This window comes from Pseudomonas sp. XS1P51 (assembly GCF_054897845.1).
Map to the genome: position 1 here is coordinate 5,799,896 of NZ_CM142707.1, position 15,351 is coordinate 5,815,246.

10 protein-coding genes, 2 tRNA genes and 3 rRNA genes are annotated in these 15,351 nt (G+C 55.8%); 8 read left to right on the plus strand and 7 right to left on the minus strand.

Annotated features, from left to right (window positions below; genetic code table 11):
* Positions 1-12: 12 nt before the first annotated feature.
* The 5 genes from ACYZUD_RS26850 to hemJ form a co-directional block, all read right to left on the minus strand.
* Complete coding sequence (locus tag ACYZUD_RS26850; protein WP_462020913.1) at positions 13-351, minus strand: histidine triad nucleotide-binding protein; 339 nt, start codon at positions 349-351, stop codon at positions 13-15.
* A gap of 81 nt (positions 352-432) precedes the next feature.
* Positions 433-1,221, minus strand: a complete 789-nt coding sequence (locus tag ACYZUD_RS26855) for an SDR family NAD(P)-dependent oxidoreductase (RefSeq protein WP_462020914.1) — start codon at positions 1,219-1,221, stop codon at positions 433-435.
* A 62-nt stretch (positions 1,222-1,283) separates the two neighbouring features.
* Positions 1,284-2,258 carry a DUF805 domain-containing protein gene (locus ACYZUD_RS26860; protein ID WP_462020915.1) on the minus strand — a complete coding sequence of 325 codons (975 nt, stop codon included), beginning with the start codon at positions 2,256-2,258 and terminating at the stop codon, positions 1,284-1,286.
* Between the two features lie 88 nt (positions 2,259-2,346).
* Positions 2,347-3,315 (minus strand): NAD(P)H-dependent flavin oxidoreductase, encoded by a 969-nt coding sequence (locus ACYZUD_RS26865; RefSeq protein WP_462020916.1) that lies wholly within the window; start codon positions 3,313-3,315, stop codon positions 2,347-2,349.
* Between the two features lie 33 nt (positions 3,316-3,348).
* The gene (gene hemJ / locus ACYZUD_RS26870) at positions 3,349-3,777 is read right to left on the minus strand and encodes a protoporphyrinogen oxidase HemJ (protein ID WP_462020917.1); all 429 of its coding nucleotides are present in this window, start codon (positions 3,775-3,777) and stop codon (positions 3,349-3,351) included.
* A gap of 135 nt (positions 3,778-3,912) precedes the next feature.
* Between hemJ and argC the strand changes: the two genes are divergently transcribed.
* Positions 3,913-4,947 carry an N-acetyl-gamma-glutamyl-phosphate reductase gene (argC, locus tag ACYZUD_RS26875; protein ID WP_017341086.1) on the plus strand — a complete coding sequence of 345 codons (1,035 nt, stop codon included), beginning with the start codon at positions 3,913-3,915 and terminating at the stop codon, positions 4,945-4,947.
* A 171-nt stretch (positions 4,948-5,118) separates the two neighbouring features.
* Complete coding sequence (gene erpA, locus ACYZUD_RS26880) at positions 5,119-5,469, plus strand: iron-sulfur cluster insertion protein ErpA (protein ID WP_007906865.1); 351 nt, start codon at positions 5,119-5,121, stop codon at positions 5,467-5,469.
* A gap of 76 nt (positions 5,470-5,545) precedes the next feature.
* Here the strand turns inward: erpA and ACYZUD_RS26885 are convergent, their stop codons facing one another.
* Positions 5,546-6,637 (minus strand): anhydro-N-acetylmuramic acid kinase, encoded by a 1,092-nt coding sequence (locus tag ACYZUD_RS26885; protein WP_462020918.1) that lies wholly within the window; start codon positions 6,635-6,637, stop codon positions 5,546-5,548.
* 3 nt (positions 6,638-6,640) lie between these two features.
* Positions 6,641-8,059, minus strand: coding sequence for a peptidoglycan DD-metalloendopeptidase family protein (locus ACYZUD_RS26890; protein WP_462020919.1), 1,419 nt, complete (start codon positions 8,057-8,059; stop codon positions 6,641-6,643).
* A gap of 211 nt (positions 8,060-8,270) precedes the next feature.
* Here ACYZUD_RS26890 and tyrS point away from each other — a divergent pair, with 211 nt between their 5' ends.
* The 6 genes from tyrS to rrf all read left to right on the plus strand — a co-directional run bounded on the left by tyrS (position 8,271) and on the right by rrf (position 15,222).
* Entirely contained in the window at positions 8,271-9,470 is a 1,200-nt protein-coding gene (gene tyrS, locus ACYZUD_RS26895) for a tyrosine--tRNA ligase (protein ID WP_462020920.1), read from the plus strand.
* A gap of 552 nt (positions 9,471-10,022) precedes the next feature.
* Positions 10,023-11,561: ribosomal RNA gene (locus tag ACYZUD_RS26900) — 16S ribosomal RNA — on the plus strand.
* Between the two features lie 82 nt (positions 11,562-11,643).
* A tRNA-Ile gene (locus ACYZUD_RS26905) sits at positions 11,644-11,720 on the plus strand.
* Positions 11,721-11,748: 28 nt separating this feature from the next.
* Positions 11,749-11,824, plus strand: a tRNA-Ala gene (locus tag ACYZUD_RS26910).
* A 235-nt stretch (positions 11,825-12,059) separates the two neighbouring features.
* Positions 12,060-14,951, plus strand: a 23S ribosomal RNA gene (locus ACYZUD_RS26915).
* A 155-nt stretch (positions 14,952-15,106) separates the two neighbouring features.
* Positions 15,107-15,222, plus strand: a 5S ribosomal RNA gene (rrf, locus tag ACYZUD_RS26920).
* The 16S, 23S and 5S rRNA genes sit together here with 2 tRNA genes alongside, the layout of an rRNA operon.
* Positions 15,223-15,351: the final 129 nt, after the last annotated feature.

Sequence of the window (15,351 nt, forward strand, 5' to 3'; positions counted from 1 at the left end):
GGGGTTGGCGAATCAACCCGGCGGCCAATGCATCTGGCGCTGACCCAATACGTGCATATGAATGTGATAGACGGTCTGTCCACCCAGTGGATTGCAGTTCATGACCACACGGAAACCGTCTTCACAGCCCAGTTCCAGGGCCAGACGCTGGGCGGTGAACAGAATATGCCCGGCCAATGCCTTGTCGTCCTCGGTGAGGTCGTTCAGGGTGCGTACCGGTTTCTTCGGGATCACCAGAAAATGCACCGGTGCCTGTGGGGCGATATCGTGGAAGGCCAGTACCTGGTCGTCCTCGTAAATGATCTTCGCCGGGATTTCCCGGTTGATAATCTTGGTGAACAGAGTATCCACAGCTGTTTTCTCCGTTGTTTGGGCTGGCCTGAGTGTACTCATGGGTTATCCCCGAGCCCAGCTTTTTGCCTTGAAGGTTGATCAGCGCGGGCAGTAGGCCTTGTTGACCATGCCGGCGATTGTCCGGGTCAGCCAGCGTGAGCCCAGCCGCGGCAGGAAAGCGCGCCAGCGGTTCGCTCGACCCGGAATGATGATTGCGCGATTTTTCTCCAGGGCCCGCACGGTATAGAGTGCGACCTCCTCGGGGCTCATCAGTTGTTTGCTGTCGATCAATTTGTCAGCGTTCAAATGTGCGGTGCGGAAAAACGCCGTCCGGGTTGGACCGGGGCAGAGTACCGATACCTTGACCGCGCATTTCTTCAGCTCGACGCGCAACCCTTCGGAGAAGTGCAGCACGTAGGCCTTGCTGGCGTAATAGGTGCTCATCCACGGGCCCGGGTGAAAGGCCGCGACCGAAGCGACGTTCAGAATCTGCCCGCCACCCTGCAAGGCCATGCTGTTTCCGATGGCGTGACACAGGCGGGTCAGGGCCAGAATGTTCACTTCGATCAAGTCTTGCTCGGTCATCCAGTCCTGAGCCAGGAATGGACCGCAGGTGCCGATGCCGGCGCAATTGACCAGCAGATCGATCTGCCGGTCACCTTCCTCCAGTTCCAGCAGAAACCCGGACAGCCGCAATGGCTCGCCCAGGTCACACGCGCGGAACAACACTTCCACTCCAAACCGTTGAGTCAGTTCAATCGCAATACTTTCCAGCTGATCACGTTGTCGGGCCACCAGAATCAGGCTGCGGCCGCGCCGTGCCAGCGCTTCGGCCATCGCCAGGCCGATGCCGCTGGAAGCGCCAGTGATCAGAGCGTAACGGGTCATGCAGTTCTCCATCGCAACAGCTCCGCGCCGGCGACGCAGGTGTCACGGGCGGGGAGCGCTGTTCATTCTTTCGCAGAGTCTACAGGGGGCTGGGCTGCTTCGGCTGAATCGTCAGCTGAATTCGGCGCTGGTTCTGCTTCCGCAGCGCTCTGGTCTTCGATCTCTTCGGTGGTGACGGAGTCACTTTCATAACTGCTCTGGGCGGCATCTTCGTATTCACTCTGGATTGCAGTGAGGCCACCGGTCAGCCCGCCGATGAACAGGATCGCGATAAACACCAGCCACAGCGCAGACAGTACTTTGACGGCAGTGGTGTTGGGCGGTGGTGGTGCACCGTAACGATTGGCGGTGTCGTTACCCGGCACAACCATCATCACGAACGGAAAGAAACTGCCCACGAACGGTACGAGCGTCAGCAGCCAAAGCCAGCCGGACCAGCCGATATCGTGCAGGCGCTGGACGCTGAACTGGATGCTGACGAACGCGAGTGCCACGATAAGAATAAAGGCCACCAGCCCACCGAGAATCAGGCCGGCGCTTGAGTCCGTACTGATGAGGGCAAGGCCGAAAACACCGAGCACGGCGCCAACGCCGAGGGTTACCAGGGTCAAGGCCATCGTCCAGGCCAGATAACGCAAGCGGCCGATACGGCCTTCGAAACTGAACGCCTTGAGTGGGGCGAACGCCGGCAGTGCCTCTCCGACAGGGGCGCGCGGCGGTGCATAGGGTGATTCCGGATCTGTCGTTAGTGGTGCGCTGGACGGCGTGTGATCGTGAACATCGGACAGGTTCAGCTCAATCGAGGGTTCGGTCTCGATTCGGGCATCAATGCCGGTTTTCGTCAGTGCCTTAAGATAGGTCTGAGCGTCTGTCTGTGACAGGTCGCGCTTGAGGGTAACCGTCTGACCACTGAACAGCCGTTCGACGGCAGCGACTTCGCTTTTGTACAGCGCAGCCAGGTTGAGTTTGGCGGTGGTGACGTCAACACCTGGCAGCAGAGCGCCGTCGAATACGATCTTGAAACGGTTATCGCTCATTGCGAGGCATCCTTGTCGCGAGTGTTTGAGTTAGGTGTACAAGCGTCGAGTGTAAGGCCAGCCGGGAGAGGCTGGCCAAGTTTTCACTTCAGCGTGGCCAGCGCTTTGGCAGCTCGGCCGCCAGTTCCAGTGCCTTGCGGTACTCCGCGTCGAGGCGCGCCACCAGTTGATCCACGCTCGGTAAATCATCGATCTCCCCGACACCCTGACCAGCAGACCACACGGTTTTCCAGGCTTTGGCCTCATCGCTCAGCGGCTTGAGCTTCGAGCCGAAGTTGACCTCGCCCTTGCCTTGCAGCGCCGCCATGTCGAAACCGGCAGCTTCCAGGCTTTGCCGCATGAAACTCGCCGGGACACCCGACACCGCTGGAGTATGGACGATGTCTGCCGCTCTGGAAGTCAGCAGCATCTCCTTGTAGGCGTCAGGCGCATGACTTTCTGTGGTACCGATAAATCGCGTACCGAAGTAGGCCAGATCCGCACCGAGCAATTGCGCGGCCAGAATCTCGTGGCCGTGGTTCAGGCAGCCGGCCAGCAGTAGCGTCTTGTCGAAGAACTGGCGAATCTCGGCAATCAGTGAGAACGGGCTCCAGGTGCCGGCATGTCCACCGGCGCCCGCAGCGACGGCGATCAGACCGTCAACGCCGGCCTCGGCGGCTTTTTCAGCATGACGACGGGTCGTCACGTCATGGAACACCAGGCCGCCATAGCTGTGGACCGCGTCGACCAGCTCCTTCACGGCGCCGAGGCTGGTGATCACGATCGGCACTTTGTGCTCGATGCAGATCTCCAGATCCGCTTGCAGCCGCGGGTTGCTGTTGTGGACGATCAGGTTCACCGCATAAGGCGCAGGGTTTTCCAGTGTCGCCAAGCCGGCTTCGATCTCTTCCAGCCAGGCCTTGAAGCCGCTGCTCTCGCGCTGATTCAGCGCGGGAAAGCTGCCCACCACGCCATTACGGCAGCAGGCGAGCACCAGTTGCGGGTTGGATATCAGGAACATCGGCGCTGCCACCACGGGCAGACGCAAACGTTGTTCGAGCAAAGCGGGCAGCGACATTGGAGGTACCCCGGTGAGTTGTGCTGATTGAAGTTAGAACGGCCGAACGACGACCAGAATTACGATAGCCAGCAATATCAGAACAGGCACTTCATTGAACCAGCGATAAAAGACATGGCTGCGGGTGTTCTCGCCACGGGCAAAACGTTTTACCTGAGCGCCGCACATGTGGTGATAGCCGATCAGGATCACCACCAGCGTCAACTTCGCGTGAATCCAGGCACCCTGGCTAAATATGCTGGGGTTCAAGCCGATCAGCGCAATACCGAAAATCAGGGTAGCGATCATCGCCGGGCCCATGATGCCGCGGTACAGCTTGCGCTCCATGACGCTGAAGCGTTCTTTGCTGACGGTGTCTTCGCTTTGGGCGTGATAGACGAACAGGCGCGGCAGGTAGAACAGGCCGGCAAACCAGCAGACCATGCTGACGATGTGAAGCGCTTTGAGCCACAGATAAAGCATTTTTAGTTATTCCCAGGTTCACGGTAGCGAAGATAGTAGAGGGTAGAGCGTCCACACGTCACCTTGACGGTTGTCGCAGCGCCGCGCGGCCCCTATTATCGACGGCTTTCCAGTGGGTTCGTTGAGGGCAGGTTTATGGTCAAGGTCGGTATCGTCGGCGGCACGGGTTACACCGGTGTCGAACTGCTGCGTTTGTTGGCACAGCATCCGCAAGCTGAAGTGGTAGTGATCACTTCCCGATCCGAGGCCGGTCTGGCCGTGGCTGATATGTACCCGAACCTGCGCGGTCATTACGACGGCCTGGCCTTCAGCGTTCCGGACATCAAGACCTTGGGCGCTTGCGACGTGGTGTTCTTCGCCACGCCTCACGGCGTCGCCCATGCTTTGGCCGGTGAACTGCTGGCGGCCGGAACCAAGGTCATCGACCTGTCGGCGGACTTCCGTCTGCAAGATGCCGATGAGTGGGCCAAATGGTACGGTCAGCCGCACGGTGCGCCGCAGTTGCTGGAAGAAGCGGTATATGGCCTGCCGGAAGTCAATCGCGAGCAGATCAAGCAGGCTCGTCTGATCGCCGTACCGGGTTGCTACCCGACCGCTACGCAATTGGGCTTCCTGCCATTGCTCGAAGCCGGTCTGGCCGATACCACCCGCCTGATCGCTGACTGCAAATCCGGCGTCAGCGGTGCCGGTCGTGGTGCTTCTGTAGGTTCGCTGTACTCCGAGACGTCGGAAAGCATGAAGGCTTACGCCGTCAAAGGGCACCGTCACTTGCCGGAAATCCGCCAGGGTCTGCGTCGCGCAGCGGGCAAGGACGTCGGCCTGACCTTCGTTCCACACCTGACGCCGATGATTCGCGGCATTCATTCGACGCTCTATGCGACTGTCGTGGACCGCTCGGTGGATCTGCAGGCATTGTTTGAAAAGCGTTATGCCAACGAACCGTTCGTCGATGTGATGCCGGCGGGCAGCCACCCGGAAACCCGCAGCGTACGCGGTGCCAACGTTTGCCGTATCGCCGTGCATCGTCCACAGGACGGTGATCTGGTGGTGGTGTTGTCGGTGATCGACAACCTGGTCAAGGGGGCGTCGGGTCAGGCCGTGCAGAACCTGAACATCCTGTTCGGGCTGGATGAGCGTCTGGGTCTGTCCCACGCGGGCATGCTGCCGTAAACGGCTTTTATCTCGCTCAGCAAAAAGGCCCGTTTAACGGGCCTTTTTACGTTTCGCGCCGGCAATCGGGTTTATTGATATACCGTAACAATAGTTGACCGATTTTCTAGGAGAAGCGGATAATGCGCGTCATCACGCATTATGGCGGCGTAACGCCGGGAGATAGTCAGCATGAGCGTCGAATCCTTCACCCCCACGGCTTTGCAATTCACCCACGGTGCCGCGCACAAGGTGAAGAGTCTGGTCGATGAAGAGGGGAATGATCGCTTGAAGCTGCGCGTATTCGTTACGGGCGGCGGTTGTTCAGGTTTTCAGTACGGCTTCACCTTCGATGAAGAAGTGGCCGATGACGACACCATCGTCGAGCGCGAAGGTGTGAGTCTGGTCGTCGATCCGATGAGCTTCCAGTACCTGGCCGGTGCCGAAGTGGATTATCAGGAAGGTCTGGAAGGTTCGCGTTTTGTCATCAAGAACCCGAACGCCACTACCACGTGTGGCTGTGGCTCTTCGTTCTCGATCTGATCGCACGTCAGCATGACCAGGCGCCGCATGGCCTCAGGGCTCTGCGGCGTTTTGCTGTCCGTGATTCAGTAGGGGATCATGCGGGGTAGATGGCGCCGAGTACTCGCAAACCGCGGGCGCCGGTGACGCTTGGGCGATTGGCTGCGATGCCTTCCAGGCAGCAATGGGCCAGCCAGGCGAAGGCCATGGCTTCAACCCAGTCCGGGTCTACGCCGTAAGCGGCAGTGCTGCTGACTTTTGCGTTAGGCAGCAGGCTGGCCAGGCGATTCATTAGCGTAGCGTTATGCGCGCCACCACCGCAGACCAGAAGTTCCTGGGTATCCGATTGCGCGCTTTGCAGTGACTCGATGATAGTCAGTGCGCTCAGCTCAAGCAGCGTTGCCTGCACATCCTCGGCGGTGAACGTCGGTAATTGCGAAAGATGCTGTGTCAGCCATGGCAGGTTGAACACCTCGCGACCGGTGCTTTTCGGGCCCTTGGTCACGAAGAATGGATCGCTGAGCAGCGCTTTCAGCAGTGTGGGTTCGACCTTTCCGCTGGCGGCCCATTGGCCGTCACGATCAAAGTTGTCACCCCGTTGTTGGTGAATCCACGCGTCCAGCAGCACATTCCCCGGACCGCAGTCGAAACCGGCAACAGGCTTGCCAGGCTCGATCAGGCTGAGGTTGCTGAAGCCGCCAACGTTCAATACCGCGCGATTGCCAGCGCGTTCGTCAAACAACGCTTCGTGGAAGGCCGGAACCAGTGGTGCGCCTTGCCCACCAGCGGCAACGTCGCGACTGCGGAAGTCGCTGACCACCGTGATGCCGGTTAGCTCGGTCAGCAGGGCGGGGTTGCCGATCTGCACCGTAAACCCGCGTGCCGGCTCGTGGCGAATGGTCTGGCCGTGGCTGCCGATCGCACGAATGTCTTCAGGCTTCAGGTGTTGTTGGTCAAGAAGTGCCCGAATGCCTTGTGCGGCCAGTTTCACCCAGTTCTGCTGGGCAATGGCGGAGCGGGCAATTTCGTCCGGGCCGCTGGCGCACAAGCCAAGCAGCTCGGCGCGCAGGGAAACAGGCATGGGGATGTAGTGCGTGGCGATCAGCTTGATCGCCGGGGCCAGTTCGACCAGCGCAATGTCCAGGCCATCGAGGCTGGTCCCGGACATCACACCTATATAGAGCGTCATGGCTTAGCGCTTGCTCGAAGCCAGCAGGGTGGCTTTCTCTTGATCCATTTGCGCCATCAGCGGTTGGCTCTGTGCCAGGAAGCGTGCGCGTTCAGCTTTGGAGATAGGATCGGCCATCGCTACCTTCTGGCCCAGTGGATCGACGTGCACGCCATTGACCTGGAACTCGTAATGCAAGTGCGGCCCGGTGGAAAGTCCGGTGGTGCCGATGTAGCCGATCACCTGGCCTTGTTTGACGTTGCTGCCAGTCTGGACGCCCTTGGCGAAACCCTGCATGTGGCCATACAGCGTGCGGTAGGTGTTGCCGTGCTGAATGATCACGGTATTGCCATAGCCGCCGCGGCGACCGGCCAGCAATACTTTGCCGTCGCCGGCAGCCTTGATCGGTGTGCCGCGTGGCGCTGCGTAGTCGACACCTTTGTGGGCGCGGATCTTGTTCAGGATCGGGTGCTTGCGGCCCATGGAGAATTTCGAGCTGATGCGGGCGAAGTCGACCGGAGTTCGGATGAACGCCTTGCGCATGCTGTTGCCGTCAGCCGTGTAGTAACTGCTATTGCCTTGTTTGTTGGTGTAACGCACGGCGGTGTAGGTCTTGCCGCGGTTGGTGAAACGCGCGGAAAGGATCGGTCCGTTGCCGACAGCTTTGCCGTTGACCACTTTCTGCTCATAGATCACATCGAACTCGTCACCCTGGCGAATGTCCTGGGCGAAGTCGACGTCATAGCCAAACACGCTGGCCATGTCCATGGTCAGGCTGTGGGACAGGCCCGCGCGAGCGGCAGACTGCGACAGCGAGCTGTTGATCACGCCGTGAACGTAGGCAGAGCGCACGGTAGGTTTGGCGGTAATACGGTTGAACACATAACCCTTGTCATTCTTGGTCAGGGTAATGCTTTCGAGGTCGCTGACTTTGCTGTGCAGATTGGTCAGCTGACCGTCGGGGCTCAGTTCGAATTCGAGTTTTTGGCCGTGTTTGAGTTGGCTGAACTGCTTGGCCTGCTTGTCGCTCGCAAGTACTTCATGCACCGAAGCGGCTGGAAGGCCGACTTTCTCGAACAGGGTGGAGAGCGTATCGCCTTTGGCGACGATCACTTCCCTGTGATTTGGAGACTTCTTTTCTTCGATGACTGGCGCGGGTGCGGCCTGGGCGGTTTCCTGGGTGTCTTCGGCGCTGTTGTCGATCTGCGCAAAAGGGGAAGTTGCCGGCTCATTTGTGGCTTGAGCCGCGTCAGCAGCGTCTTGATCTTGTGTCAGTTGTTCAGCAGGGCTTTCCAGTTCAAGACTCAGGGTCGTCTTTTTGGCTTCAACATCACTGGAAGGGAATACCAGAAGCGCCAGGCTCAGAAGGGCGGCGATGCCGCTTGCTGCGAGCAGGTGGGTCTTCGGGTAAAGCGGTGGCGCTTTAGACGATTCTTTGGTCATAGGTAGTTTTGACTTTGAAAAAGATGAATTGGAAAAGATGAATGACATGATGAAGATGAAATAACTGTATAAAATATAACCAAATCATCTCTGAAGCAAGTCCGCGGTCACTCTGCCAGCGGATTGGCGTCATTGCGCCGGCCAAACTTTGTATTTGGCGCGTGATCTTGTATGGTTGGTTCCCTTTGAATTCGAGCCTTGCGGGTCTGTTATGAAGTCGGTTGAAGAGCAGCTAGCGCTGATCAAACGTGGTGCGGAAGAACTGTTGGTCGAGTCCGAGCTGATCGAAAAGCTCAAGCGTGGCCAGCCGCTACGTATTAAGGCAGGCTTCGATCCGACCGCGCCGGATTTGCACCTGGGTCACACCGTGCTTATTAATAAGCTGCGTCAGTTCCAGGATCTGGGCCATCAGGTGATCTTCCTTATAGGTGACTTCACCGGGATGATCGGTGATCCGAGTGGCAAGAGCGCGACGCGTCCTCCTCTTACCCGTGAGCAGGTGCTTGAAAACGCCGAGACCTACAAGACTCAGGTCTTCAAGATTCTTGATCCGGCCAAAACCGAGGTGGCATTCAACTCCACCTGGATGGACCAGATGGGGCCGGCTGACTTTATCCGCCTGACTTCGCAGTACACCGTTGCTCGCATGCTTGAGCGCGATGATTTCGACAAGCGCTACACGACCAATCAGCCTATCGCCATTCACGAGTTCCTCTATCCGCTGGTCCAGGGCTATGACTCGGTCGCCTTGCGTGCGGATATCGAGTTGGGTGGCACTGATCAGAAGTTCAACCTGTTGATGGGGCGTGAGCTGCAGCGTGGTTATGGTCAGGAGCCTCAGTGCATTCTGACCATGCCGTTGCTCGAGGGCCTGGATGGCGTGAAGAAGATGTCCAAGTCCTTGGGCAACTACGTCGGCATTCAAGAAGCGCCGGGCGTCATGTACAGCAAGTTGGTTTCCATTCCGGATGTGCTGATGTGGCGCTACTTCGAATTACTCAGCTTCCGGTCCATGGATGAGATCAATGCATTCCGGGCTGACGTCGAGGCGGGCGCCAATCCGCGCGACATCAAGATCAAGCTGGCTGAAGAGATCGTTGCGCGTTTCCATGGTGAAGAGGCTGCGGCCAATGCTCACCGTGCGGCGGGCAATCGTATGAAGGGGGGTGAGCTGCCGGATGATCTGCCGGAGATCGAGCTGACCGCTGCCGAAGATATGCCGATCGCTGCTGTCCTTAATAAGGCGGGTCTGGTGAAGAACTCTGCTGTGGCGCGCGATCTTCTGGGTTCCGGTGGTGTGCGTATAGATGGTGAGGTTGTCGATCGCACCTTTATATACGTACTGGGCGCGACTCACGTTTGCCAGGCTGGGAAGAAGGCGTTTGCCCGTATTACGCTTAAATCCGAATAAAGCTGAAATTAAGTGTTGACGGCAGATTCTGGAAGTCTATAATTCGCCCCACTTCCGGCGCAGTCTAAACGGAAAACTCCTTGGTAAACAAAGAGTTACGCAGTTTTCGACAGTGGCTTGCTTCAGTTCATCGAAGCCTGGAAGGAGTTGGTAAGGCCGTGTGTTTTCGCCTTATTGACGATTCGATCTTCTCGGTCGAAAGCGGTGAAAAAGAGGTGTTGACAGCAGCGAGTAACGCTGTAGAATTCGCCTCCCGCTAACGAGAGATCGGAAGCGCAAGTGGTTGAAGTTGCAGAGGAAACTTTGAAAACTTCTGAAAATAACCGCTTGACAGATACAGAGGACGCTGTAGAATGCGCGCCTCGGTTGAGACGAAAGATCTTAACCACCCGCTCTTTAACAACTGAATCAAGCAATTCGTGTGGGTGCTTGTGGAGTCAGACTGATAGTCAACAAGATTATCAGCATCACAAGTTACTCCGCGAGAAATCAAAGATGTAACCAACGATTGCTGAGCCAAGTTTAGGGTTTCTTAAAAACCCAAAGATGTTTGAACTGAAGAGTTTGATCATGGCTCAGATTGAACGCTGGCGGCAGGCCTAACACATGCAAGTCGAGCGGCAGCACGGGTACTTGTACCTGGTGGCGAGCGGCGGACGGGTGAGTAATGCCTAGGAATCTGCCTGGTAGTGGGGGATAACGCTCGGAAACGGACGCTAATACCGCATACGTCCTACGGGAGAAAGCAGGGGACCTTCGGGCCTTGCGCTATCAGATGAGCCTAGGTCGGATTAGCTAGTTGGTGAGGTAATGGCTCACCAAGGCGACGATCCGTAACTGGTCTGAGAGGATGATCAGTCACACTGGAACTGAGACACGGTCCAGACTCCTACGGGAGGCAGCAGTGGGGAATATTGGACAATGGGCGAAAGCCTGATCCAGCCATGCCGCGTGTGTGAAGAAGGTCTTCGGATTGTAAAGCACTTTAAGTTGGGAGGAAGGGCAGTTACCTAATACGTAATTGTTTTGACGTTACCGACAGAATAAGCACCGGCTAACTCTGTGCCAGCAGCCGCGGTAATACAGAGGGTGCAAGCGTTAATCGGAATTACTGGGCGTAAAGCGCGCGTAGGTGGTTCGTTAAGTTGGATGTGAAATCCCCGGGCTCAACCTGGGAACTGCATTCAAAACTGTCGAGCTAGAGTATGGTAGAGGGTGGTGGAATTTCCTGTGTAGCGGTGAAATGCGTAGATATAGGAAGGAACACCAGTGGCGAAGGCGACCACCTGGACTGATACTGACACTGAGGTGCGAAAGCGTGGGGAGCAAACAGGATTAGATACCCTGGTAGTCCACGCCGTAAACGATGTCAACTAGCCGTTGGGAGCCTTGAGCTCTTAGTGGCGCAGCTAACGCATTAAGTTGACCGCCTGGGGAGTACGGCCGCAAGGTTAAAACTCAAATGAATTGACGGGGGCCCGCACAAGCGGTGGAGCATGTGGTTTAATTCGAAGCAACGCGAAGAACCTTACCAGGCCTTGACATCCAATGAACTTTCCAGAGATGGATTGGTGCCTTCGGGAACATTGAGACAGGTGCTGCATGGCTGTCGTCAGCTCGTGTCGTGAGATGTTGGGTTAAGTCCCGTAACGAGCGCAACCCTTGTCCTTAGTTACCAGCACGTAATGGTGGGCACTCTAAGGAGACTGCCGGTGACAAACCGGAGGAAGGTGGGGATGACGTCAAGTCATCATGGCCCTTACGGCCTGGGCTACACACGTGCTACAATGGTCGGTACAGAGGGTTGCCAAACCGCGAGGTGGAGCTAATCCCACAAAACCGATCGTAGTCCGGATCGCAGTCTGCAACTCGACTGCGTGAAGTCGGAATCGCTAGTAATCGCGAATCAGAATGTCGCGGTGAATACGTTCCCGGGCCTTGTACACACCGCCCGTCACACCATGGGAGTGGGTTGCACCAGAAGTAGCTAGTCTAACCTTCGGGAGGACGGTTACCACGGTGTGATTCATGACTGGGGTGAAGTCGTAACAAGGTAGCCGTAGGGGAACCTGCGGCTGGATCACCTCCTTAATCGACGACATCAGCTGCTCCATAAGTTCCCACACGAATTGCTTGATTCATTGAAGAAGACGATAAGAAGCAGCCCGAAATTGGGTCTGTAGCTCAGTTGGTTAGAGCGCACCCCTGATAAGGGTGAGGTCGGCAGTTCGAATCTGCCCAGACCCACCAATTTTTGTGTGGGATCCTGTAGCAATACGGGGCCATAGCTCAGCTGGGAGAGCGCCTGCCTTGCACGCAGGAGGTCAACGGTTCGATCCCGTTTGGCTCCACCACTACTGCTTCTGATTGTGTAAAGCTTAGAAATGAGCATTCCATCGCGAGATGGTGAATGTTGATTTCTAGTCTTTGGCTAGATCGTTCTTTAAAAATTTGGGTATGTGATAGAAAGATAGACTGAACGTTACTTTCACTGGTAACGGCTCAGGCTAAGGTAAAATTTGTGAGTTTAATCGCGAATTTTCGGCGAATGTCGTCTTCACAGTATAACCAGATTGCTTGGGGTTATATGGTCAAGTGAAGAAGCGCATACGGTGGATGCCTTGGCAGTCAGAGGCGATGAAAGACGTGGTAGCCTGCGAAAAGCTTCGGGGAGTCGGCAAACAGACTTTGATCCGGAGATGTCTGAATGGGGGAACCCACCTAACATAAGTTAGGTATCTTAAGCTGAATACATAGGCTTAAGAAGCGAACCAGGGGAACTGAAACATCTAAGTACCCTGAGGAAAAGAAATCAACCGAGATTCCCTTAGTAGTGGCGAGCGAACGGGGACTAGCCCTTAAGTGGCTTTGAGATTAGCGGAACGCTCTGGAAAGTGCGGCCATAGTGGGTGATAGCCCTGTACGCGAAAATCTCTTGGTCATGAAATCGAGTAGGACGGAGCACGAGAAACTTTGTCTGAATATGGGGGGACCATCCTCCAAGGCTAAATACTACTGACTGACCGATAGTGAACTAGTACCGTGAGGGAAAGGCGAAAAGAACCCCGGAGAGGGGAGTGAAATAGATCCTGAAACCGTATGCGTACAAGCAGTGGGAGCCCACTTTGTTGGGTGACTGCGTACCTTTTGTATAATGGGTCAGCGACTTATTTTCAGTGGCGAGCTTAACCGAATAGGGGAGGCGTAGCGAAAGCGAGTCTTAATAGGGCGTCTAGTCGCTGGGAATAGACCCGAAACCGGGCGATCTATCCATGGGCAGGTTGAAGGTTGGGTAACACTAACTGGAGGACCGAACCGACTACCGTTGAAAAGTTAGCGGATGACCTGTGGATCGGAGTGAAAGGCTAATCAAGCTCGGAGATAGCTGGTTCTCCTCGAAAGCTATTTAGGTAGCGCCTCATGTATCACTGTAGGGGGTAGAGCACTGTTTCGGCTAGGGGGTCATCCCGACTTACCAAACCGATGCAAACTCCGAATACCTACAAGTGCCGAGCATGGGAGACACACGGCGGGTGCTAACGTCCGTCGTGAAAAGGGAAACAACCCAGACCGTCAGCTAAGGTCCCAAAGTTATGGTTAAGTGGGAAACGATGTGGGAAGGCTTAGACAGCTAGGAGGTTGGCTTAGAAGCAGCCACCCTTTAAAGAAAGCGTAATAGCTCACTAGTCGAGTCGGCCTGCGCGGAAGATGTAACGGGGCTCAAACCATACACCGAAGCTACGGGTATCACTTAGGTGATGCGGTAGAGGAGCGTTCTGTAAGCCTGTGAAGGTGAGTTGAGAAGCTTGCTGGAGGTATCAGAAGTGCGAATGCTGACATGAGTAACGACAATGGGTGTGAAAAACACCCACGCCGAAAGACCAAGGTTTCCTGCGCAACGTTAATCGACGCAGGGTTAGTCGGTCCCTAAGGCGAGGCTGAAAAGCGTAGTCGATGGAAAACAGGTTAATATTCCTGTACTTCTGGTTATTGCGATGGAGGGACGGAGAAGGCTAGGCCAGCTTGGCGTTGGTTGTCCAAGTTTAAGGTGGTAGGCTGGAATCTTAGGTAAATCCGGGATTCTAAGGCCGAGAGCTGATGACGAGTGTTCTTTTAGAACACGAAGTGGTTGATGCCATGCTTCCAAGAAAAGCTTCTAAGCTTCAGGTAACCAGGAACCGTACCCCAAACCGACACAGGTGGTTGGGTAGAGAATACCAAGGCGCTTGAGAGAACTCGGGTGAAGGAACTAGGCAAAATGGCACCGTAACTTCGGGAGAAGGTGCGCCGGTGAGGGTGAAGCATTTACTGCGTAAGCCCATGCCGGTCGAAGATACCAGGCCGCTGCGACTGTTTATTAAAAACACAGCACTCTGCAAACACGAAAGTGGACGTATAGGGTGTGACGCCTGCCCGGTGCCGGAAGGTTAATTGATGGGGTTAGCTAACGCGAAGCTCTTGATCGAAGCCCCGGTAAACGGCGGCCGTAACTATAACGGTCCTAAGGTAGCGAAATTCCTTGTCGGGTAAGTTCCGACCTGCACGAATGGCGTAACGATGGCGGCGCTGTCTCCACCCGAGACTCAGTGAAATTGAAATCGCTGTGAAGATGCAGTGTATCCGCGGCTAGACGGAAAGACCCCGTGAACCTTTACTATAGCTTTGCACTGGACTTTGAATTTGCTTGTGTAGGATAGGTGGGAGGCTTTGAAGCGTGGACGCCAGTTCGCGTGGAGCCAACCTTGAAATACCACCCTGGCAACTTTGAGGTTCTAACTCAGGTCCGTTATCCGGATCGAGGACAGTGTATGGTGGGTAGTTTGACTGGGGCGGTCTCCTCCTAAAGAGTAACGGAGGAGTACGAAGGTGCGCTCAGACCGGTCGGAAATCGGTCGTAGAGTATAAAGGCAAAAGCGCGCTTGACTGCGAGACAGACACGTCGAGCAGGTACGAAAGTAGGTCTTAGTGATCCGGTGGTTCTGTATGGAAGGGCCATCGCTCAACGGATAAAAGGTACTCCGGGGATAACAGGCTGATACCGCCCAAGAGTTCATATCGACGGCGGTGTTTGGCACCTCGATGTCGGCTCATCACATCCTGGGGCTGAAGCCGGTCCCAAGGGTATGGCTGTTCGCCATTTAAAGTGGTACGCGAGCTGGGTTTAGAACGTCGTGAGACAGTTCGGTCCCTATCTGCCGTGGACGTTTGAGATTTGAGAGGGGCTGCTCCTAGTACGAGAGGACCGGAGTGGACGAACCTCTGGTGTTCCGGTTGTCACGCCAGTGGCATTGCCGGGTAGCTATGTTCGGAATAGATAACCGCTGAAAGCATCTAAGCGGGAAACTAGCCTCAAGATGAGATCTCACTGGGACCTTGAGTCCCCTGAAGGGCCGTCGAAGACTACGACGTTGATAGGTTGGGTGTGTAAGCGCTGTGAGGCGTTGAGCTAACCAATACTAATTGCCCGTGAGGCTTGACCATATAACACCCAAGCAATTTGTGAACTCGAAAGAGGCCAGATTGCGGTGTGTGAAGACGAAACGAACCGAAAGTTCGAGTACAAACACACAAATCTATCGCATACCCATTCGCTGGCGCGTGATCTCGCAAGAGAACACGAACTGGCTACCGAATTTCTTGACGACCATAGAGCATTGGAACCACCTGATCCCATCCCGAACTCAGCAGTGAAACGATGCATCGCCGATGGTAGTGTGGGGTTTCCCCATGTGAGAGTAGGTCATCGTCAAGATTAAATTCCGAAACCCCTATCTGCGTATGCAGGTAGGGGTTTTGTTTTGTCCGCAGGAAAGTTCGTACAGCAACACCGGACAGCTCCCGGCTGTCACAGTCTCCCGACAATGCTAAGGTTCGGCCCTAG